This window comes from Crenobacter cavernae, assembly GCF_003355495.1.
GTDB classification, from domain to species: Bacteria; Pseudomonadota; Gammaproteobacteria; order Burkholderiales; family Chromobacteriaceae; genus Crenobacter; species Crenobacter cavernae.
In genome coordinates, this window is sequence record NZ_CP031337.1 from 2,915,246 (window position 1) to 2,935,570 (window position 20,325).

Genomic DNA, 20,325 nt, shown 5'->3' on the forward strand with positions numbered 1-20,325 from the left:
GCCTCAATCCGACAACAGGCTGCCGCACACCCTGTCGCGGCCGTTCGCCTTGGCCTGGTAGGCGGCGCGGTCGGCCTCGGCGAGCAGGCTCCTGAGGTCGGCCGCCTGCTCCGGGTAGACCGCGACGCCGAGCGACGCGGTGATCCCGCCCAGCACCGCACCGCCCGCCTCGGCCACCTTCAGGGCCTTCACCCCGCGCCGGATCTGTTCGGCGCGCTCGCGCGCAACGTCGACGCCCATTTCCGGGAAGACCAGCACGAATTCTTCGCCGCCGAGCCGGCACGCCATGTCGTACGCGCGCAGCGCGCCGACCAGGTAGCGACCGACCTCGCGCAGCACCGCGTCGCCGGCGGGGTGGCCGTAGCGGTCGTTGAACCGCTTGAAGCGGTCGATATCGAGCACCATCAAGGTCAAAGGTCGGCCCAGCCGCTCGCAGCGTGCGAGTTCGGTCGGCAGCCAGTTTTCCAGATAGTGGCGGTTGTAGAGCCCGGTCAGCGCGTCGCGCAGCGCCATGTCGGACAGGCGTTGGCGCAGGCGCAGGTTGGCGAGCGACAAGGTCAGCGGCTCGATCACGCTGTCGAACAAGGCCTGCCCGCGCCCGGCCTGCTCGCCGTTGCCGAATACCGCCACCAGCTTGCCGAAACGTTCGCCCTGCGCCGCAAGTTCGCAGCACCGGCTGTTTTCGCCTTCCCCGCGCTCGGCCAGCGGGCAACGCTTGTCCGGCGCGCCACAGCAGGCGCAGTCGACGAGCGCGGCAAAGCGCGCCGGCTCGCCCCACTTGGCGAACAGGGTGTCGGTCTCGGTATCGAACACCGCGCCGGCGCTGCCGGGTAACAACGTTGGCAGCGCCTTTTGCAAGGCTTCGAAGATCGCCGCTTCGTCCTTGCACAGCTGCCAGTCGCGGATCAGCCGCGACAGCGTCGCCAACTCCCTGCTGCCCGCTTCGAGCGCCTGAAGCGCCTGCTTCAGTTCGGCGGTGCGCGCTTCGACCTTGTCCTCGAGCTCCTGGTTGACGCGCTCCAGCGTCGCGTAGGCGCGCGACAGTTCGCCGTACAGCCGTGCGCTGTCTAGCGACGCGGCGGCCTCGGCGGCCAATACCCGCGCGACGCCGCGATGCGCGGCCGGGAACGCCTGCCTCCCGTCGGCATGTTCGAGGTAGAGCACGCCGTGCGCATTGCCGCGGCCGGCGATCGGCAGCAGGAGCGCAGTAGCCGGCCTCTCCTTTACAGGCGTTGCCCCCCACGCGGCGCTGGACTCGTGCAACGGCCCCTCTTCGCGGCCCTCCAGCGCCAGCTTGAGCAGGTCGGCCGGCAAGGCGTTGCTCCTGCCCTCGCCGCTTTGCGCACCGCGTGCCCAACCTTCGCCGTCGGGCAGATAGACCACCACGCGCGTCGCGCCGGCATGCTGGCGCGCCAGCCGCGCCAGCGCCGCCAGCACCGCCTCGGGCTGCGTCTCGCGCGCCAGCTGGCGCGACGCGTCGACCAGCGCGGCGATGTCGAAGGCCGCTTCCTGCGGCACATCCCAACCGGGCTGTCGTGCATGCAGCGCGCGGCATACACCGAGCGCGCCCCAGCGCGAATAGCCGCGGTAGGCTTCGCGTTCGCACGCCTCGGTCAACGGGAAGTGGCCGGCGGCCTCGAACGCCTCGGCGGTGCGCTGCCAGACGATGGCTTCGAATTGCCACAGCTGCGCGTCGCGCGCGAGCCTGAGCGCGCGGAAATACAGCCGGAAGTGATGGACCCGCTCGCTGCGGCCGTTCAGCCGCGCCACCTCGGCGGCGATCAGCCATTGCATCGCCGCGAAGCTCACCGGCGACAGCCGCGCCGCACGCCGCAGCCTGCGCCAATGCCGGGCGATTTCGCGCCGCGCCTCGAGATCGACCGGCCGGCCATGCTGCAGTGCGAGCAGGATCAGCGCGTGGTAGAACGCATAGACCTTGCCCATGTACGAGCCGGCCACCACACCGAGGTACGGCGCCGCGGCGCGACTGTGCGCGAGCGCGTCGCCGAAGCGGCCGGCCATCGCGCAGGCCTGCGCCTGGTAATGGTGGACGTTGAAGGCGAGCGCCTGCGCGTCGGCCGACGGTTCACGCGGCAAGAACGCGTCGGCGTCGAAACCGTCGCCCTGCAGCCGGCACGCATCGGCACTCTTGCCCCTGAGCTTGCGCACGTGCTGCCTGAGCGCCTGGTTGAGCCACAAGGTACGACGTTGGCCGAGCCGCCGGCACGAGTCGGACACCTTCGCGAGCTCGGCGTCGAGCGCCTCGAGTTCGCGCGCCGAGTGAAACGCGTAGAGACCGGCGACGTGGGCGGCATAGGCGGCGTACTCGGGGTCGCCGTTCGAGAGGCTCGTCGCCTGCGCGGCCTTCAGCGCCGGCACGGCGGCGGGCAGTGGCGCACGCCACGGCGCGAGGAAAATACCGTCGAGCGTGGCGACGCGCGCGCGCAGCCAGTCCGGTGCGTCGCGCTCTGCCAGACACCGCCCGGCGTCGCCGAATGATTGCGCGAGACGGTTCTCGCCCTCGGGGATCAACGCCATCGCCGCGCCGACGAGAAACAGGCCGCTCTCCGGCGCCGGGCCGCGCCGCAAGCTGCGTTCGGCGCCGACGAGGAACAGCCAGGTCACCAGCGCCGGCTCGACGAAATAGGCCGGCCCGAGCAAGCCGTGGATCAGGCGCAGGCAGGCGGCGTCGCTACGGGAGGCGGGTGCCGCCGACAACACCGCGCCGGGTAAACAGGTGCCGAACGCCTTCAGCAGCGCCATCCGCCGCCCGGCCAGTTCCGGCAGAGAGACCCCCTCCGGCAGGACTTCTCCGAAACGCACCAGCGCGGCGCGCCCGATATCGATCGCTGCGCGTAGATCGTCGTGTCCTACCGCCGCGGTCAGGCGCGCGAGCTGGATCTCGACCTCGTCGGCCGCGTCTTTCGCGGCGGCGAGCGCGGCCTCGGCCAAGGTGTCGACCCGTTCGCGCGGCGCCGCCACCGACGCGGCCAAGAGGGCGAGCCGGCGCAACCCGCCCGCGTCAACGCTCGGCCAACCTTGCGCGCAAGCGAGCCCCGCCTCGGCGTAATAAAGCGCGGTGTCGAAAGCCGCCATCCGCTGCGCGGCTTCGGCCGCGACGGCGAAAAGGCGGGCACGTCGCGCGGCCTCGGCGGCGTTGCGCGCCGGCGTGGCACGGCACAAGCGATCGGCGACCATGAAGGGCGACGCCGCGACGTCGGCGAGCCGCGCGTTCGCCGCGGCCAAGCCGGCTTCATCGAGCCGGCCGCGGGCGACTTCGTGGACACGCGCGTCGCAGAAGGCCCAGGCGCGCGCCTCGCCCGGCACCGCGGTCACGAAGCCCTGCTCGGCCAACGCGGCCAGTCTGACGGCGAGGCGGTCCGGCGACTGCTGTGGCAGCAGCGCGGCAAGCGACGCCAAATCGAACCCGAAACCGATGGCGGCCACCTGCGACAGCAGCGTGCCCGCCGGCTCGGCCAAGCTGTCGATACCGCTCAGGATGCACTCGTCCAGCGACGCCGCCCCCGGCACCATGCGGTTGCGGTCTAGAGAAAAGACGCCGGTATCGGCGTCGCGCACCAGCGAACCGTCGGCAAGGCTGGCCGCCAACAGGCGCTGGATGAATAGCGGATTGCCACCGGTACGGGCGACCAGGCAAGCCGCCGCATCGGGCAGCTCGCCCGCCTGCCCGCCCAGCGACTCTGCCAGCCAGGCGGTGACCGCGGCGGCCGGCAAGCCACCGAGCCGCGAACGCCGGCAGGCGAGTCCGTGTCGTTCGGCCGCGGCGCGCACCGCGTGCCAGGGATGGTCGGCCGGCAAGGCATCGTCGCGGTAAACGCCGACCAGCAAGAGATGGTTTGCCGTGTCGGCACGCACCAGGCCTGCCAGCACCTTGAGCGATGCAGCATCGGCCCACTGCAGGCCGTCGACCAGCAGGACCAGCGGTTCGCCGCGCGTGGCGAAGGCGAGAAAGAAGCGCTCGAACAGCCATTCGAGCCGGTTGCGAGCCTCGACGGGCGGCAGCTCGGGTGCAACGGCGCGCGTGCCGATCAAGGCGGCCAGCTCGGGCAGCACCCTCGACAGCGCCTCGGCCGCGTCGCCGAGCGAAGCATTCAGACGTTGGCCGAGCTCGGCCAACCTTGCGTCCGGCAACGACATCGAGCGGCGGATCAGGCTGCGGGCCGCCTCTGCCAGCACCGGAAACGGCCGTACCGGGCAGTCGGGCACCAGCCGCACGCGCGCGACGCGTGCCGGCAGCCGCACCAGCAGCGCCTCGACCAGCGCGCTCTTGCCGACGCCGGCCGGTCCGGCCATCTCCAGGAGGCGCAGCCGCTCGGCCAGCGCCGGGCGCGCGAAATCCTCGAGCTCGGCCAATAGCGCGTCGCGCGCCCAGACGCCGCCGGCGAGCACGATACGCGCCGGCCAGTCGTGCAACTTCAGCGGAAACAGCGGGATAGTGCCGTCGGCGGCAAGAAAGCCGAGCGCGGTCTCGAGGTCGTGCCTCAGGCCTGCGGCGGTCTGGTAGCGGCGCTCCGGCGTACGGGCGACCAGCGTCTCGCAGAGGAAACGCAGGCCTTCGGGCACGTTCGCCGGCAGTTCGGGCGAATCGAAAAACCGGGCTTCGAGCCGGCCGAGCGCGTCGCCGCGCGGGAAAAGCGCAGGATCGCCGAGCAGCCGGCACAGCAGCACGCCCAGCGCGTACAGGTCGGCCCGCGCGTCGGCCGCGCCCGCGACGCCGTGTTGCTCGGGCGGAAGATAGTCGAGCGACTGGCGTGTGCCGGCCTCGACGTGCGGCATCCCTGACGCGTCGAGCCAGAGGTTGTCCGCGCACAACGCGTCGGCCCCGTTCGGGAACGACTGCGTCAGCCGGGCGAGCAATGCCTGCGCCAGCGCGAGGGCGTCGGGCGCCGTCAATGGCCCATCGGGCCAGCCGTAGCGGCGAAGCGCGGCGGCGGGCGAACTGACGAGGACGGTGGCGAGATGACTGAGAGAGGACGGTGGGGAGTGGCGGGAATGTTCGGCCATGACCGGGTTTATGTGACTCAACTTTAAGACATTAGCAAACAAAAATTAAATAAACACCCTTTTTGCATATTTTTTACCGGGACTTCCGCGCCGTCCCCGTCAGCCGCGGAACATGAAGTAGACCGCGCCGACCATGCACATCGCCGCCCATACATAGTCCCAGCGGAACGGCTGGTTCATGTATATGACGGCGAACGGGATGAAGACCGTCAGCGAGATCACCTCCTGCACGATCTTTGGAACACAACCAGCAGCATGATCGCGCGGGTCACGGGGGAAAGGCTGAACATGGCTGTGGTAAAATAAAAAACTTCGAACCGCCCGATGGTAGCCGACCGATGATCCAACGCCTCGTGGGCCTTGCCCTGATCGCCTTGCTGCCCGCCGCCTTCGCCGCGCCGGTGGTGACCCTCTTCACCAACAAGGGCGAGATCGACATCACGCTCGACGACAAGCGCGCGCCCAAGAGTGCCGCCAACTTCGAAGCTTACGTGAAGGCCGGCCACTACAACGGCACGGCCTTCCACCGCGTGATCGACGGCTTCATGGTCCAGGGCGGCGGCTTCGTCGTCGAACCGGGGCTGATGGGCGCCAAGCTCGTGCAGAAGGCGACGCGCGCGCCGATCCCGAACGAGGCCAACAACGGCGTGAAGAACACCGTCGGCACCGTCGCGATGGCGCGCACCGGCGACCCGAATTCGGCCACCAGCCAGTTTTTCATCAACGTGGCCGACAACGATTTTCTCAACCACCGCGCGCCGTCCGGCCAAGGCTGGGGCTACGCGGTATTCGGCAGGGTGACCCGCGGCATGGACGTGGTGAACCGCATCGCCAAGACCCGCACCGGGCCGATGGGCGGCATGGACGACGTTCCGCTGGAACCGATCGTCATCCAAAAGGCCACCCTCAAGCCCTGATTCAACCCCATCTAGCGAGACCATAATGATCAAGCTCACCACCAACTTCGGCGACATCCTGATCGAACTGGAGCACGAAAAGGCGCCGAAAACCGCCGCCAACTTCGAGGCCTACGTGAAATCGGGCCACTACGACGGCACCGTCTTCCACCGCGTGATCAACGGCTTCATGGTCCAGGGCGGCGGCTTCACCACCGACATGGAACAGAAGCCGACGCTCGATCCGATCGAGAACGAGGCCAACAACGGCCTGAAGAACGCCGCCTACACGCTGGCGATGGCGCGCACCAGCGCGCCGCACTCGGCGACCGCGCAGTTCTTCATCAACGTCGTCGACAACAGTTTCCTCGACTTCAGCTCGGAAACCTCGCAAGGCTGGGGCTACTGCGTGTTCGGCCGCGTGACCGAAGGCCAGGACGTGGTCGACCGCATCAAGACCGTGAAGACCGGCCGCTCGGGCATGCACCAGGACGTGCCGGTCGAGGCGGTCGTCATCGAGAAGGCCGAGATCGTCTAAATCCGAATCCGCTCACAGGCCCGCGCGAGCGGGCCTTTTCACGCCATGGCTACCCACTTCATTTCCGACCTGCATCTTTGCGAAGCGGTCCCCGGGCTCAACCGCCTGTTCGTCGACACGCTCGCCGCGTGGCGCGGCAAGATCGACGCGCTCTACATCCTCGGCGACCTGTTCGAATACTGGGTCGGCGACGACGACGATTCGCCGTTCAAGCGCGAGATGCTCGCCGCGATGGCGGCGTTCTCTGCCGAGACGCCGCTCTACGTGATGCACGGCAACCGCGACTTTTTGCTCGGGCCAGTTTTCGAGGCCGATAGCGGCGCGAAGCTGCTCGCCGAGCCGACCGAAGTCACGCTCTACGGACGACGTTTTTTGCTGTGTCACGGCGACGCGCTGTGCCGCGACGACGTCGCTTACCAGCAGTTTCGCGCGATGGTGAGAAACCCCGCGTGGCAGCAGGCGCTGCTGGCCAAGTCGCTGACTGAGCGCCACGCGATCGCCGCGCAGATCCGCGCCGCCAGCGACCTGAAAAAGCAGCAGACCGGGCTCGACGAGATCGGCGACGTCACCGACGCTGCGGTCGCAGAACTGTTGGCCGAGCATGACGCGCCGACGCTGATCCACGGCCACACACACCGGCCGGCGCACCACGTGCACAGACTGCCCGACGGCCGCAGCGCCGAGCGCTGGGTGATCGCCGACTGGCACGACGGCGCCGGCGGCTATCTCCGCGTCGACGAGAAAAGCGTCACCGCCCACCCGCTGCGCTGATCGTTCTTCATTCAACGGGCCGGCCCTGACCGGCCCGTTTGTTTTCCTCTACCCATGCCGACCGCCACCCTTCACTACAGCCCGGGCTACCCGGCGCTGATCCGCTTCGCGATTCCGGTCGCCTGCGCCGGCATGGCGACGCCGCTGATGGGCCTGGTCGACACCGCCGTACTCGGCCGGCTCGGCGACCCGGCGGTGATCGCCGCCGCCGGCATCGGCGCCACCATTTTCACCGTCATCTACTGGTGCTTCAGCTTCCTGCGCTTCACCACCACCGGCCTCGTCGCGCAGGCGGCCGGCTCTCATGACGAAGACGAGGTCGTGCTCGCCGGCTTGAGGCCGATGCTCGCCGCCGTCGCCGGCGGGCTCGCGCTATGGCTGTTGCAATGGCCGATCGGCCTCGTCGCGATGAAGCTGCTGTCGCCGCCGGCCGAGGTCACCCCGTTGGCCGAGGCCTATTTCGACGCGCGCATCTGGTCGGCTCCGTTCACGCTGCTCGGCTACGCGCAGTTCGCGTGGCTGATGGGGCTCGGCAGATCGCGCACGGTGATGCTGCTGCAGATCGCGATGAACGCGCTGAACGCCGCGCTCGCCATCCTGTTCGTACTGGGTTTCGGCTGGGGCATCGCCGGCGCGGCGTGGGCGACGGTCGCGAGCGAAGCCGTCATCGGCGTCGCCACCGGCCTCCTGATCCTGCGCCTGATGCCGCTCCCGCGCTGGAAGGCGGCCTTCTCGCGCGCCTTCGTCGCTCACGCGTGGCGGCGGCTGTTCTCGGCCAACCTCGACATCATGATCCGCACGCTGTTGTTGACCGGCGCGTTCGCGCTGATGACCGAGCGCGGCGCGCAGATGGGCACGCTCGAGCTGGCCGCCAACCAGATCCTGCTGCAGGCCTTCATGCTGTGCGCGAACCTGCTCGACGGCTTCGCGATCGCCGCCGAGGTGTTCGGCGCGCGCGCGATCGGCGCCGGCGCGCGCGACGCGCTGATCGCCACCGTCAGGCGCGCAGCGTGGCTGTCGCTCGCTTGGAGCGCGATCCTCGCCGCAACGCTTGCCGTGCTCGCGCCGGTCTACCTGCCGCTGATGAGCGCCGACGTGTCGCTGCAGCGCGAGGCGCTGCGCTTCTGGCCGTGGCTCACCATCATGCCGCTCGTGTGCATCTGGGCCTTCTTCTGGGACGGCGTGTTCATGGGCGCGGTCGCGACGCGCACGATCCGCAACGCGATGATGGCGAGCTTCGCCGTCTACGTGCCCGCGCTGTTCGGCCTGTCCGCATGGTTCGGCAACCACGGCGTGTGGGCGGCGATGGTCGCGCTGATGGTCATGCGCAGCCTGATGCTGACGCTGGCTTGGCCTAAGCTGCGCGACGGCGTGCGCGACACTGCGCCGGCGCACTGACGCGCCGCCCAAACGTCACACGCCAAAAAGCTCGGCCAACCCTTTCGAGGTTGGCCGAGCTGCGTTGCCGGTGTTCAGCTCGAGCAGCTTACCGACAGCTCGCCCGCCCAGTCGGGCGGAAACGCCGCGTAGTCGTCGAACTCGGGCACGTCGTCGAACGGGCGGCGCAGGCAACGCAGCAGCCGGTCGACCTCGGAGAAGTCGCCTTCGCGCGCCTTGCGGATCGCAGTCTCGGCCAGGTGGTTGCGCAGCACGTACTTCGGGTTGACGCGATCCATCGCCGCCGCACGCTCCGCCGCCGGCCGCGCGTCGGCCGACAGGCGTTCGCGGTAGACGGCAGCCCAGGCGTCGAAGCCTTCGCGGTCGAGGAACAGGTCGCGCAAGGGTTCGTTGAGCGCGCCTTCGGCGGCGCAGAAGCCCGACAGGCGCCGCCAGAAGATCGTGTAGTCGACGCGGTTGGCGTGCATCAACAGCAGCAGCTTCTCGGCGAGGTCGACGTCGCCTTCGCGGGCTTCGGCGAAGCCGAGCTTGGCGCGCATCTTCGCCAGGTACGCGGTCTCGAAGCGCGCCTGGTAGCCGCGCAGCAGCGCGACGAGTTCGGCCTCCGTCACCAGCGGCAGGAAGGCGGATGCGAGGCAGTTGAGGTTCCACTGCGCGACCTGCGGCTGCTGGCCGTAGGCGTAGCGGCCGGCGTGGTCGGAGTGGTTGCAGATGTGCGCGGCGTCGAACGCGTCGAGGAAGCCGAACGGGCCGTAGTCTATCGTCAGGCCGAGCATAGACATGTTGTCGGTGTTCATCACGCCATGGCAGAAGCCTACCGCCTGCCAGTCGGCCAAGAGGCTCGCTGTTCGGGCGATCACCGCGTCGATCAGCGCGGCGTAGGGGTTGGCCGAGCCTTGTAGCTGAGGGTAGTGATGGCGGATCGTGAAGTCGGCCAGCTCGCGCACGCCGTCCTCGTCGCCGCGGTGGTAGCAGTGCTCGAAGTGGCCGAAACGCAGGAAGCTCTCGGAGACGCGGGTGACGACGGCGGCGGTCTCTACCGTTTCGCGGTAAACGGGGGAATTCGAACCGGTCACCGCCAGCGCGCGCGTGGTCGGGATGTTAAGGCCGGCCATCGCCTCCGAGCACAGGTATTCGCGGAGGCTGGATCTCAACACCGCGCGCCCGTCGCCCATGCGCGAGAACGGCGTCAACCCGGCGCCCTTGATCTGGATCTCCCAGTCGCGGCCCTCGAGGTCGCGCCATTCGCCGAACATCAGCGCGCGGCCGTCGCCGAGCTGGCCGGCCCACACGCCGAACTGGTGGCCGCTGTAGACGGTGGCGAGCGGCGTGGGTTCAACCTTGGCCGAGCCGGTCAACAGCGCGACGCCGTCGGGCTCGGCCAACCTTGCCGGGTCGAGCCCGAGCTCGAGGGCGAGGCTTTCGTTCAGGTGGACGAGGTAGGGGTCGGGCAAGGCGGTCGGCTCGACGGCGCGGTAAAAGCGCGGCGGCAGCGTCGCGTAACGCTGCGGCAGCGAGGCGAAGGGATGCGGTTTCATGCCCCGATTGTAGCCTTACACCCGCCGCGCGAACACGCGCAGGCGTTGGGGTTATCGGGGGTGGCTGGCCGAGCCCCGTGTCGCAAGAGGCTACGCTACGCCGGCGCGTGCGAGCACCGCAGGCGACAACCCCCACACCGGCGCGAGTTCGGCCAGCAGCACCGACAGCAGCGGATCGCCGACTCTCTCGGCCGGGTAGACGAACAGGAGCTCGGCCGACTTGTGGTAGCCGGGCAGGATGACGATGCGCCCGGCTGCCGCCAGCGCCTCGGCGCCCTCCCGGCGCGCGAGCGCGACGCCGACGCCGGACGCGACCAGTTCGAGCATCGTCGACAAGTGGTCGCATTCTGCGACCTTCTTCGGCGAAATATTCAGTTCTCGCCACAGTTCGGCGGTGATCTTCGACAGGCTGGAGAACTGCGACACGCCTATCCACGGCAACCGGCCGAGCTCCTTGGGCTGGCTCAGGTCGGCGCGTTTTTCCCAGCCTGCCGGCACCACCACGCACAGCGGCAGCTCGGCAAGCTTGACCGCGTGCACGTTCACGTACGGGTTCTTGCCGAGGTAAAAGCCGCAGTCGAGTTCCTTCTTGCGCACCAGGTTCAAGACGTCGCCGGTCACGCCGTGCTGCAGCCGCAATTCGAGCAGCGGGTAGTGCTCGGTCAGCGCCGCGACCCACGGCCCGATGCGCAACAGCTCGGGCGTCAGCGTCACGCCGATCTGCGCGCGGCCCGACAGCTGGCCCTTCAGCCCGCGCGCGTGGCTCAACAGCTCGCTCGCCGCGCCAAGGATGGCCTGCGCGCGCGGCAACAATTCCTGACCGGCGCGCGTCAGCCTCACGCCGCCGGCCGAACGCTCGAACAGCGGCATGCCGACCTCCTCCTCGACCGCCTTGATCTGCGCCGTCACCGCCGGCTGCGACAGGTGCAGGATTTCGGCCGCCTGCGTCAGGTGGCCCTGCTGGGCGACGGTCACGAAGGCGCGCAGTTGATAGATTTCCATGGGGGAGCCGATCCGGTAAAACGCGTCATAACGTAGGTATTTACCCTATTCTTGGCAGCGTTGATGCGGCTTGTCGAGCCCAGTAAAACCCTCGAAACTGGCGTCGGCGAAGGGGTTTATGGAGCAAAAACACCAGCGCAACGCCTTGAAAAATCTAGTTTTTTGCACTGCATCATTCGCGAGACAAATTTCGCCGATCAGAAAATGCGATTGGCACGGCGTTTTCGGCGTCCCTTACAGTCGGATCCAGCGAGCCCGCATGGGCCGCCGTCTCCAAGGAGGATGCAATGAACGAAGAGGTTCTGAAGCGCGTGCAATCCAACCCGAAGTTTCTAGAGCTCGTGCACAAAAAAACGAGCCTGGGTTGGGCCCTGACCCTGGTCATGCTGGTGATCTACTACGGCTTCGTGCTGATGCTGGCCTTTTCCCCGGCCACGCTCGGCACCCCGCTCGGTAGCGGCGTGATGACGGTCGGCATTCCGGTCGGGGTGCTGATCATCCTGTCCGCTTTCGTGTTGACCGGCATTTATGTCCGCAAGGCCAATACCGAGTTCGACCAGCTCAACCAACAGATCGTCGAGGAGGCCAAGCAATGAAGCGCTGGTTCACACCCCTGGCCGTAGCCGGCCTCGCAGCGGTCCCGGCGTTCGCGCTGGCCGCCGGCGCCATCGAAGGCGAAGTCAAGCAGGCGGCGACCAACTGGTCCGCCATCGTCATGTTCTTCATCTTCGTCGCGTTCACGCTCGGCATCACCTACTGGGCGGCGCGCCGTACCAAGTCGGCGAGCGACTTTTACGCGGCCGGCGGCGGCATCTCCGGCTTCCAGAACGGCCTGGCGATCGCCGGCGACTATATGTCGGCGGCGTCCTTCCTCGGCATCTCGGCGATGGTGTTCGACAAGGGCTACGACGGCCTGATCTACTCGATCGGCTTCCTGGTCGGCTGGCCGGTGATCCTGTTCCTCGTCGCCGAACGGCTGCGCAACCTCGGCAAGTACACCTTCGCCGACGTCGCGTCGTACCGGCTGAAGCAGGCGCCGGTCCGCATCTTCGCCGCCACCGGCACGCTGGTCGTCGTCGCGCTCTACCTGATCGCGCAGATGGTCGGCGCCGGCAAGCTGATCCAGCTCTTGTTCGGCATGAACTACACTTCGGCGGTGGTTATCGTCGGCGTGCTGATGGTGATGTACGTGATGTTCGGCGGCATGCTGGCGACCACCTGGGTGCAGATCATCAAGGCGGTGATCCTGCTCTTGGGCGCGAGCTTCATGGCCTTTATGGTGATGAATTCCGCCGGCTTCAGCTTCGAGGGCATGTTCGCCAAGGCCGTCGAGGTCCATCCTAAGGCGAGCGAAATCATGGCGCCGGGCGGCCTGGTGTCCAACCCGATCGACGCGATCTCGCTCGGCCTCGCGCTGATGTTCGGTACCGCCGGCCTGCCGCACATCCTGATGCGCTTCTTCACCGTCGCCGACGCCCGCGAGGCGCGCAAATCGGTGTTCTTCGCGACCGGCTTCATCGGCTACTTCTACATCCTGACCTTCATCATCGGCTTCGGCGCGATCTACCTGGTCGGCACCAACCCGTCCTTCCTCGACGACGCGGGCAAGATCATCGGCGGCAACAATATGGTCGCGGTGCACCTGGCCGATGCGGTCGGCGGCGACCTGTTCCTCGGCTTCATCTCGGCGGTGGCGTTCGCGACCATCCTCGCGGTGGTGGCCGGCCTGACGCTGTCCGGCGCGTCGGCGGTGTCGCACGACCTGTACGCCAGCGTGATCAAGAAGGGCCACGCCAACGAGGCCGACGAGATCCGCGTCTCCAAACTGACCACGCTGGCGCTCGGCGTGATCGCCATCCTCCTGGGCATCATCTTCGAGAAGCAGAACATCGCGTTCATGGTCGGCCTCGCGTTCTCGATCGCGGCCTCGGCCAACTTCCCGCTACTGTTCCTGTCGATGTTCTGGAAAGGGCTGACCACCCGCGGCGCGGTGCTCGGCGGCTTCATCGGCCTCGCCAGCGCGGTGGGGCTGATCGTGGTCGGCCCGACCGTATGGGTTGACGTGCTGCACAACGAGACGGCACTGTTCCCGTACAAGAACCCGGCGATCTTCTCGATGACGCTGGCCTTCGTGTTCACCTGGCTGTTCTCGGTGCTCGACAGCTCGCGCCAGGCCCGCGATGAGAAGGCCAAGTTCGACGCGCAGTTCGTGCGCTCGATGACCGGCATCGGCGCCTCCGGCGCGTCCAAGCATTAAGGCAATAAGCAAACCGGCCGCGCCCCCGGGCGCGGCCACCTAAGGAGATGCCATGTCCACCCTCGAATCGATCCTGAAGGAAACCCGCAGCTTTGCGCCGGCCGACGACTTCCGCCACAAGGCCGCCGTCTCCGGCATGGAAGCGTACAACGCGCTGTGCGAACAGGCCGACGACCACTACCTCTCCTTCTGGGGCGATCTGGCCCGCGAACTGATCACCTGGAAAAAACCGTTCTCGCGGGTGCTGGACGATAGCAACGCGCCGTTCTTCAAGTGGTTCGACGACGGCGTGCTGAACGTGTCGTACAACTGCCTCGACCGCCACCTAGCGCTCAACGGCAACAAGATCGCGCTGATCTTCGAAGCCGACGACGGCGAAGTCACCCGCGTCACCTACGCCGAACTGCACCGCCGCGTGTGCCAGTTCGCCAACGGCCTGAAGAGCCTCGGCGTGCAAAAAGGCGACCGCGTCGTGATCTACATGCCGATGTCGATCGAAGCCATCGTCGCGATGCAGGCGTGCGCGCGCATCGGCGCGATCCACTCGGTGGTGTTCGGCGGCTTCTCGGCCGGCGCGGTGAAAGACCGCATCCAGGATGCCGGCGCGAAAACAGTGATCACCGCCAACGAAGGAGAGCGCGGCGGCAAGAGAGTGCCGCTGAAGGCGACTGTCGACGAAGCGCTGGCGCTCGGCGGTTGCGACTCGGTCACCAGCGTCATCGTCTACCAGCGCACCAACGCCGGCGCCGAGTGGAGCGAAGGCCGCGACGTGTGGTGGCACAAGCTGATAGAAGGCCAGGCCGAGACCTGCGAACCGGAGTGGATGAACGCCGAAGACCCGCTGTTCATCCTCTATACGTCGGGATCGACCGGCAAACCGAAGGGCATCCAGCACAGCACAGCCGGTTACCTGTTGGGCGTGGCCAACAGCTTCCGCTGGGTGTTCGACTACAAGCCTAACGACGTGTTCTGGTGCACCGCCGACGTCGGCTGGATCACCGGCCACTCGTATATCTGCTACGGCCCGCTCGCCAACGGCGCGACGCAGATCGTGTTCGAGGGCGTGCCGACCTACCCGGACGCCGGGCGCTTCTGGAAGATGATCGAGAAGCACAAGGTCACCATCTTCTACACCGCGCCGACCGCGATCCGCTCGCTGATCAAGCTCGGCGGCGACCTGCCGAAACAGTACGACCTGTCGAGCCTGCGTCTGCTCGGTACCGTCGGCGAACCGATCAACCCCGAAGCGTGGATGTGGTACTACGAGGTCGTCGGCGGCAGCCGCTGCCCGATCGTCGACACCTGGTGGCAGACCGAGACCGGTGCTATCCAGATCTCGCCGCTGCCGGGCGCGGTCGCGACCAAGCCGGGCTCTTGCACGCTGCCCTTGCCGGGCGTGATGGCCGACATCGTCGACGAATCGGGCGCGCCGGTAGAGCCGGGCCGCGGCGGCTTCCTCGTGATCAAGAAACCGTTCCCCAGCCTCGTTCGCACCATCTGGAACGATGCGGAACGCTTCAAGAAGACCTACTTCCCCGACGAGTTCAACGGCCAGTACTACCTCGCCGGCGACTCGGCCAACCGCGACGAGAGCGGCTACTTCTGGATCATGGGCCGCATCGACGACGTGCTCAACGTGTCCGGCCACCGGCTCGGCACGATGGAGATCGAGTCGGCGCTGGTCGCGAACCCGCTGGTCGCCGAGGCCGCCGTCGTCGGCAAGCCGCACGACGTGAAGGGCGAGGCGGTGGTCGCTTTCGTCGTCCTCAAGGGCAGCCGCCCCGAGGGCGAGGACGCGAAGAAGATCGCGGCGGAACTGAAGAACTGGGTCGCGCACGAGATCGGCAAGATCGCGCAGCCGGACGACATCCGCTTCGGCGAGAACCTGCCGAAGACGCGCTCGGGCAAGATCATGCGCCGCCTGTTGCGCTCGATCGCCAAGGGCGAGGAAATCACGCAGGACACCTCGACGCTGGAGAATCCGCAGATCCTGTCCCAACTGCAGGAACCCGTGCAGTAAAGCGCCTCACTCCCTCGCGAGATCCGCCGCAGGGACTTCGGCCGCCCCCTCCAAGGGGCGGCCTTTTTTCGTTCCCGGGCTTGGCCGAGCCCCTTCTTTCGTAAAGCCCCTACCCTTCATGTGTTGAAGCCGCAAGGCCGCGGGTAGATAATTGTGCGTTTTGCCCAACCTTATCGGCAACGCATGGATCTCGGACATTACCTGCTCGTTCTGGTCGCCGCCGTCCTCGTCAACAACGTCGTGCTGGTGCGCGTGCTCGGCCTGTGCCCGTTCATGGGGGTTTCCAAGAAGCTGGAAGCGTCGATCGGCATGGGCGCCGCGACCGCCTTCGTGCTGACGCTCGGCGCCGGCACCAGCCACCTGATCAACGAACTGTTGACGTCGTTCGGCCTCGAATACCTGCGCACGCTGTCGTTCATCGTCGTGATCGCCGCCATCGTCCAGTTCACCGAGATGGCGATCCAGAAGACGAGCCCCTTGCTCTACCAGGTGCTCGGCATCTACCTGCCCTTGATCACCACCAACTGCGCGGTGCTCGGCGTGCCGCTGCTGAACGTCCAGGAGAAGCATAGCTTCGCCGAGTCGCTCGTGTTCGGCTTCGGCAGCGCGGCAGGCTTCTCGCTGGTGCTGATCCTGTTCGGCGCGATGCGCGAGAGGCTCGAGGGCGCCGACGTGCCAGCCCCGTTCAAGGGACCGGCGATCGCCTTCATCACCGCCGGCCTGATGAGCCTCGCCTTCATGGGCTTCGGGGGGCTAGTGAAATGACGAGCCTTCTTGCCGCCATCGCGCTGATGGCCTTGCTCGCGCTGCTCTTGGGCAGCGTGCTCGGCTACGCGTCGGTCAAGTTCCGCGTCGAGTCCGACCCGCTAATCGACAAGATCGACGCCATCCTGCCGCAGACGCAGTGTGGCCAGTGCGGCCACCCGGGCTGCCGGCCGTACGCGAGAGCGATCGCCGATGGCGTCGACGACATCAACAAGTGCCCGCCCGGCGGCGAGGACGGCATCCGCAAGTTGGCCGAGCTTTTGGGCGTCGACTACAAGCCGTTCGACGAGGGCGCCGCGCAGCCGAAACCCAGATCGGTCGCGATCATCGACGAGGAAACCTGTATCGGCTGCACGCTGTGCCTGCAGGCCTGTCCGGTCGACGCCATCCTCGGCGCGGCCAAGCAGATGCACACCATCATCGAGGCCGAATGCACCGGCTGCGAGCTGTGCGTCGCGCCGTGCCCGGTCGACTGCATCTCGATGCAGCCTGTCGAGGCGACGCTCAAGAGCTGGAAATGGGCGTATCCGGCCATCACTATCCATCCCGTCAAGGAAAGCGCCGCATGAGAGTCCTCCACGCCTTCCACGGCGGCGTCCACCCGCCCGAGAACAAGGCGCAGTCGACCGGCACGCCAATTGCCACAGCGCCTATCCCGCCGCGCCTTTTCGTACCGATGAGCCAGAGCCTCGGCAACGCGGCGCTGCCGTGCGTCAAGACCGGCGACGAGGTGCTCAAGGGCCAGAAGATCGGCGAAGCCGACGGCCGGCTGTCGGCCGCCGTCCACGCGCCGACCTCGGGCAAGATCGTAGACATCGCGCCGCACGCCTACGCCCATCCGTCAGGGTTGGCCGAGCTCTGCGTCGTGATCGAGCCGGACGGGCTCGACGCCTGGGGCGAGCGCAAGCCGCTCGCCGACTGGCAGGCGCTACCCGCCGCCGACGTGCGCGCCTTCCTCGCCGACATGGGCGTGGTCGGCCTCGGCGGTGCGGTGTTCCCGACCCACCTCAAGCTTTCCGCACCGTCGCTCGACACACTCGTCATCAACGGCGCCGAGTGCGAACCCTTCATCAGCTGCGACGACATGCTGATGCGCGAACGCGCCGCCGACGTCGTCGCCGGCATAACTATCGTCGCGACGCTGATGCGGCCCAAGGAAATCCTGATCGGCATCGAGGACAACAAGCCCGAGGCGATCGCCGCGATGCGCGAAGCCTGTAAAGGAAATCATTTCGAGGTCGTCACCGTACCGACCATCTACCCGAGCGGCGGCGCCAAGCAGCTGATCCGGCGGCTCACCGGCAAGGAAGTGCCGCACGGCACGCGCTCTACCGACATGGGCGTGCAGTGCTTCAACGTCGCGACCGTCTATACGGTGGAGCGCGCGATCGAGCACGGCGAACCGGTGACCAGCCGTATCGTGACGCTGACCGGCGACGTCGAACGGCCGCACAACGTCGAGGCGCTGATCGGCACGCCGATGAACTTCCTGATCGACTACGCCGGCCGGCGCACCGGCGTCAGCGAAGTACTGATGGGCGGCCCGATGATGGGCTTCGCGCTACCGGACGAGGACGCCGGCGTCACCAAGGCGAGCAACTGCCTGATCGCCAGGAGCCCGGCGCTGCTGCCCGATCGACCGCCGGCAATGCCGTGCATCCGCTGCGGCGACTGCGCGAGCGCCTGCCCGGCCGAGCTGCAGCCGATGGACCTCTACTGGTTTGCCAAGGCGAAGAACTTCGGCAAGGCGCAGGAATGGAAGCTGTTCGACTGCATCGAGTGCGGCGCGTGCAGCTACGTCTGCCCGAGCCAGATCCCGCTGGTCGACTACTACCGTTTCGCCAAGGGCGAGATCTGGGGCGCCGAGCGCGACAAGAAGGCCGCCGACCGCGCGCGTGCGCGCCACGAATTCCGCCAGTACCGCGTCGAGCGCGACAAGGAGGAAAAGGCGCAGCGCCTGGCCGAACGCGCCGCGGCGAAGGACCTCGCCGCGCCTAGCAGCCAGAGCACCCTGCCCGCCGACGACGCCAAGGCGGCAGCGATCCGCGCGGCGATGGAACGCGCGGCGAATGCGACCTCGGCCAACGTTGCTGCTCCGACGCTGAGCGACGACGCAAAGAAGGCGGCGATCGAAGCCGCGATGGCGCGCGCCGCCGCCCGAAAGGCAGAGAAGCAGGCCGGCGAAACCCAGCGCTCGGCCAACGTGACCCAACCCGCAGCGCCCGCCGGGATGGACGACGCGAAGAAAGCGGCGATCCAGGCCGCGCTGGAGCGTGCCGCCGCGCGCAAAGCCGAGAAGCAGGCCGCCGATACTCAAGAGCAGGGCTCGGCCAACAGGGTCAAACCCGCTGGCCCCGCCACGATGGACGACGCGAAGAAAGCCGCGATCCAGGTCGCCATGGAACGCGCCGCCGCGCGCAAGGCGGTGCGCGAAGCGCAAGACGCCGGACAGAAAGACAAGAACCGCCGATGACCTCCTCCCCCTTCATGGCCCGGCCGACGACGGTGTCGATGGTGATGCTCAAGGTGCTCGGCGCCTTGCTGCCCGGCATCGCGCTCTACGCGTGGTTCTACGGCGCCGGCATGCTGGTGCAGATCGCGCTGGCGAGCATCAGCGCGCTCGCCGCCGAGGCGGCGATGCTCAAGGCGCGCGGCCAGCCTATAGGCTTTTTCCTGAAGGACGGCAGCGCGCTCGTCACCGCGTGGCTGTTGGCGCTGTCGATGCCGCCGCTAGGCGCGTGGTGGATGATCGTCGTCGCGACGCTGTTCGCCATAGTCATCGCCAAGCAGCTCTACGGCGGGCTCGGCAACAACCCGTTCAACCCGGCGATGGTCGGCTTCGCGGTAATGATCGTCGCCTTCCCGGCGCAGATGGCGCAGTGGGGCTCGGCAGGCGCACACCTTAGCGCCGGGGACCAGCTCGCCTATATCTTCACGCGCGCGCTGCCGCCGGGCGTCGACGCGATCGCGTCGGCGACGCCGCTCGACCACCTGAAAACGCAGCTCACGCTCGGCGCGTCGGTTGGCGACACGTTGGCCGAGCCGGTCTACGGGCATCTCGCCGGCGCCGGCGGCGAATGGATCGCGCTCGCGTATCTGGCGGGCGCGCTGTTCCTGTGGCGGAAAAGGCTGATCCCGTGGCAGACGCCGCTCGCCATGCTCGCCGGCGTTGCCGCACTCGCGCTGCCCTTGTGGCTCGTCGACCCGGCGCACTTCGCGAACCCGCTGTTCCACGTCTTCGCCGGCGCGACGATGCTCGGCGCCGCCTTCATCGTCACCGACCCGGTGACTGGCCCGACCACGCCGCGCGGCCGCCTGATCTTCGGCTTCTCGGTCGGCGTGCTGGTCTATGTGATCCGCGTGTTCGGCGGCTTCCCCGACTCGGTCGCGTTCGCGGTGCTGATCATGAACATCGCCGTGCCCTTCATCGACCAGGCGACGCGGCCGCCGGCGTTCGGCGCCAAGAAGGGAGGCCGCGCATGAACGATACGCCGCAGTCTCAGGCGCGCCGCAGCGCGTTCACGCTGCTGGCGTTCGCCGTCGTGTGCACCGCGCTGCTCGGCGCAACCTACGCGCTGACTTCCGACCGGGTCGCCGCGAACGAGGCGGCGGCGCGCCGCGCGCTGATCGGCCAGACCTTGCCGGCGGGCAGCTTCGACAACGACCTGATCGCCGAAGCGCACCCGCTGAGCGCAGAGGACGCCGAAGCCCTGGGCCGCGACGACGGCGCGCGCGTCTACGTCGCGCGGCTCGCCGGCCAGACGACCGGCTACGTGTTCGAGGCGGCGGCGAGGAACGGCTACGGCGGGAGGATCGAGCTCCTGGTCGGTCTAAGTACCGACGGCGCGATCAGCGGCGTGCGCGTCGTGTCGCACAAGGAGACGCCGGGACTCGGCGACTATATCGACAGCGGCAAATCGGCGTGGCCGGGCCAGTTCCTCGGCCGGCGCGACGATAGCGACAAGGCGTGGAAGGTGAAGAAGGACGGCGGGCGCTTCGACGCGCCGGCCGGCGCGACCGTCTCGGCGCGCGCGGTCACCGGCGCGGTCGGCCGCGTCGCGCGCTACTGGCGCGACCATCAAACGCAACTGAAAACCCTGCCCTAGGGAAGCGCA

The 20,325-nt window shown here is 67.8% G+C and carries 16 protein-coding genes; 12 read left to right on the plus strand and 4 right to left on the minus strand.

Annotation, left to right across the window (positions count from 1 at the left end; genetic code table 11):
- Positions 1 to 3 precede the first annotated feature (3 nt).
- Positions 4 to 5,025 (minus strand): diguanylate cyclase, encoded by a 5,022-nt coding sequence (locus tag DWG20_RS14160; protein ID WP_115434410.1) that lies wholly within the window; start codon positions 5,023 to 5,025, stop codon positions 4 to 6.
- Positions 5,026 to 5,124: 99 nt separating this feature from the next.
- Positions 5,125 to 5,256, minus strand: coding sequence for a DMT family protein (locus DWG20_RS14165; RefSeq protein WP_245944728.1), 132 nt, complete (start codon positions 5,254 to 5,256; stop codon positions 5,125 to 5,127).
- Between the two features lie 107 nt (positions 5,257 to 5,363).
- Here DWG20_RS14165 and DWG20_RS14170 point away from each other — a divergent pair, with 107 nt between their 5' ends.
- The 4 genes from DWG20_RS14170 to DWG20_RS14185 are packed head-to-tail and all read left to right on the plus strand — an operon-like array spanning position 5,364 to position 8,628.
- Positions 5,364 to 5,942 carry a peptidylprolyl isomerase gene (locus DWG20_RS14170; protein WP_115434411.1) on the plus strand — a complete coding sequence of 193 codons (579 nt, stop codon included), beginning with the start codon at positions 5,364 to 5,366 and terminating at the stop codon, positions 5,940 to 5,942.
- Positions 5,943 to 5,967: 25 nt separating this feature from the next.
- Positions 5,968 to 6,459, plus strand: a complete 492-nt coding sequence (locus DWG20_RS14175) for a peptidylprolyl isomerase (RefSeq protein WP_115434412.1) — start codon at positions 5,968 to 5,970, stop codon at positions 6,457 to 6,459.
- A gap of 45 nt (positions 6,460 to 6,504) precedes the next feature.
- A complete protein-coding gene (locus tag DWG20_RS14180; RefSeq protein WP_115434413.1) occupies positions 6,505 to 7,230 on the plus strand; it encodes a UDP-2,3-diacylglucosamine diphosphatase in 726 nt (241 codons plus the stop codon).
- A gap of 54 nt (positions 7,231 to 7,284) precedes the next feature.
- A complete protein-coding gene (locus DWG20_RS14185) occupies positions 7,285 to 8,628 on the plus strand; it encodes an MATE family efflux transporter (RefSeq protein WP_115434414.1) in 1,344 nt (447 codons plus the stop codon).
- Between the two features lie 74 nt (positions 8,629 to 8,702).
- Here the strand turns inward: DWG20_RS14185 and DWG20_RS14190 are convergent, their stop codons facing one another.
- Together DWG20_RS14190 and DWG20_RS14195 are read right to left on the minus strand one after the other, a co-directional pair.
- Positions 8,703 to 10,166, minus strand: a complete 1,464-nt coding sequence (locus tag DWG20_RS14190) for a protein adenylyltransferase SelO (RefSeq protein WP_115434415.1) — start codon at positions 10,164 to 10,166, stop codon at positions 8,703 to 8,705.
- 90 nt (positions 10,167 to 10,256) lie between these two features.
- Entirely contained in the window at positions 10,257 to 11,168 is a 912-nt protein-coding gene (locus DWG20_RS14195; RefSeq protein WP_115434416.1) for a LysR family transcriptional regulator, read from the minus strand.
- 287 nt (positions 11,169 to 11,455) lie between these two features.
- On the opposite strand from DWG20_RS14195, the gene DWG20_RS14200 reads away from it, so the two are divergent.
- The 8 genes from DWG20_RS14200 (at position 11,456) to rsxG (ending at position 20,316) form a co-directional block, all read left to right on the plus strand.
- Positions 11,456 to 11,764: a DUF485 domain-containing protein gene (locus tag DWG20_RS14200; RefSeq protein ID WP_115434417.1), complete on the plus strand. Its 309-nt coding sequence runs from the start codon at positions 11,456 to 11,458 to the stop codon at positions 11,762 to 11,764.
- The gene (locus DWG20_RS14205; protein WP_115434418.1) at positions 11,761 to 13,425 is read left to right on the plus strand and encodes a cation acetate symporter; all 1,665 of its coding nucleotides are present in this window, start codon (positions 11,761 to 11,763) and stop codon (positions 13,423 to 13,425) included. The genes DWG20_RS14200 and DWG20_RS14205 overlap by 4 nt, the downstream gene beginning before the upstream one ends.
- 52 nt (positions 13,426 to 13,477) lie before the next feature.
- Positions 13,478 to 15,445, plus strand: a complete 1,968-nt coding sequence (acs, locus tag DWG20_RS14210) for an acetate--CoA ligase (protein ID WP_115434419.1) — start codon at positions 13,478 to 13,480, stop codon at positions 15,443 to 15,445.
- A gap of 183 nt (positions 15,446 to 15,628) precedes the next feature.
- The gene (gene rsxA, locus DWG20_RS14215; protein WP_115434420.1) at positions 15,629 to 16,210 is read left to right on the plus strand and encodes an electron transport complex subunit RsxA; all 582 of its coding nucleotides are present in this window, start codon (positions 15,629 to 15,631) and stop codon (positions 16,208 to 16,210) included.
- The gene (rsxB, locus tag DWG20_RS14220) at positions 16,207 to 16,779 is read left to right on the plus strand and encodes an electron transport complex subunit RsxB (protein WP_115434421.1); all 573 of its coding nucleotides are present in this window, start codon (positions 16,207 to 16,209) and stop codon (positions 16,777 to 16,779) included. The genes rsxA and rsxB overlap by 4 nt, the downstream gene beginning before the upstream one ends.
- Entirely contained in the window at positions 16,776 to 18,683 is a 1,908-nt protein-coding gene (rsxC, locus tag DWG20_RS14225) for an electron transport complex subunit RsxC (protein ID WP_115434422.1), read from the plus strand. Before rsxB ends, rsxC begins: the two co-directional genes overlap by 4 nt.
- Complete coding sequence (locus DWG20_RS14230) at positions 18,680 to 19,693, plus strand: RnfABCDGE type electron transport complex subunit D (RefSeq protein ID WP_115434423.1); 1,014 nt, start codon at positions 18,680 to 18,682, stop codon at positions 19,691 to 19,693. The genes rsxC and DWG20_RS14230 overlap by 4 nt, the downstream gene beginning before the upstream one ends.
- Positions 19,690 to 20,316, plus strand: a complete 627-nt coding sequence (rsxG, locus tag DWG20_RS14235; protein ID WP_115434424.1) for an electron transport complex subunit RsxG — start codon at positions 19,690 to 19,692, stop codon at positions 20,314 to 20,316. Before DWG20_RS14230 ends, rsxG begins: the two co-directional genes overlap by 4 nt.
- Positions 20,317 to 20,325: the final 9 nt, after the last annotated feature.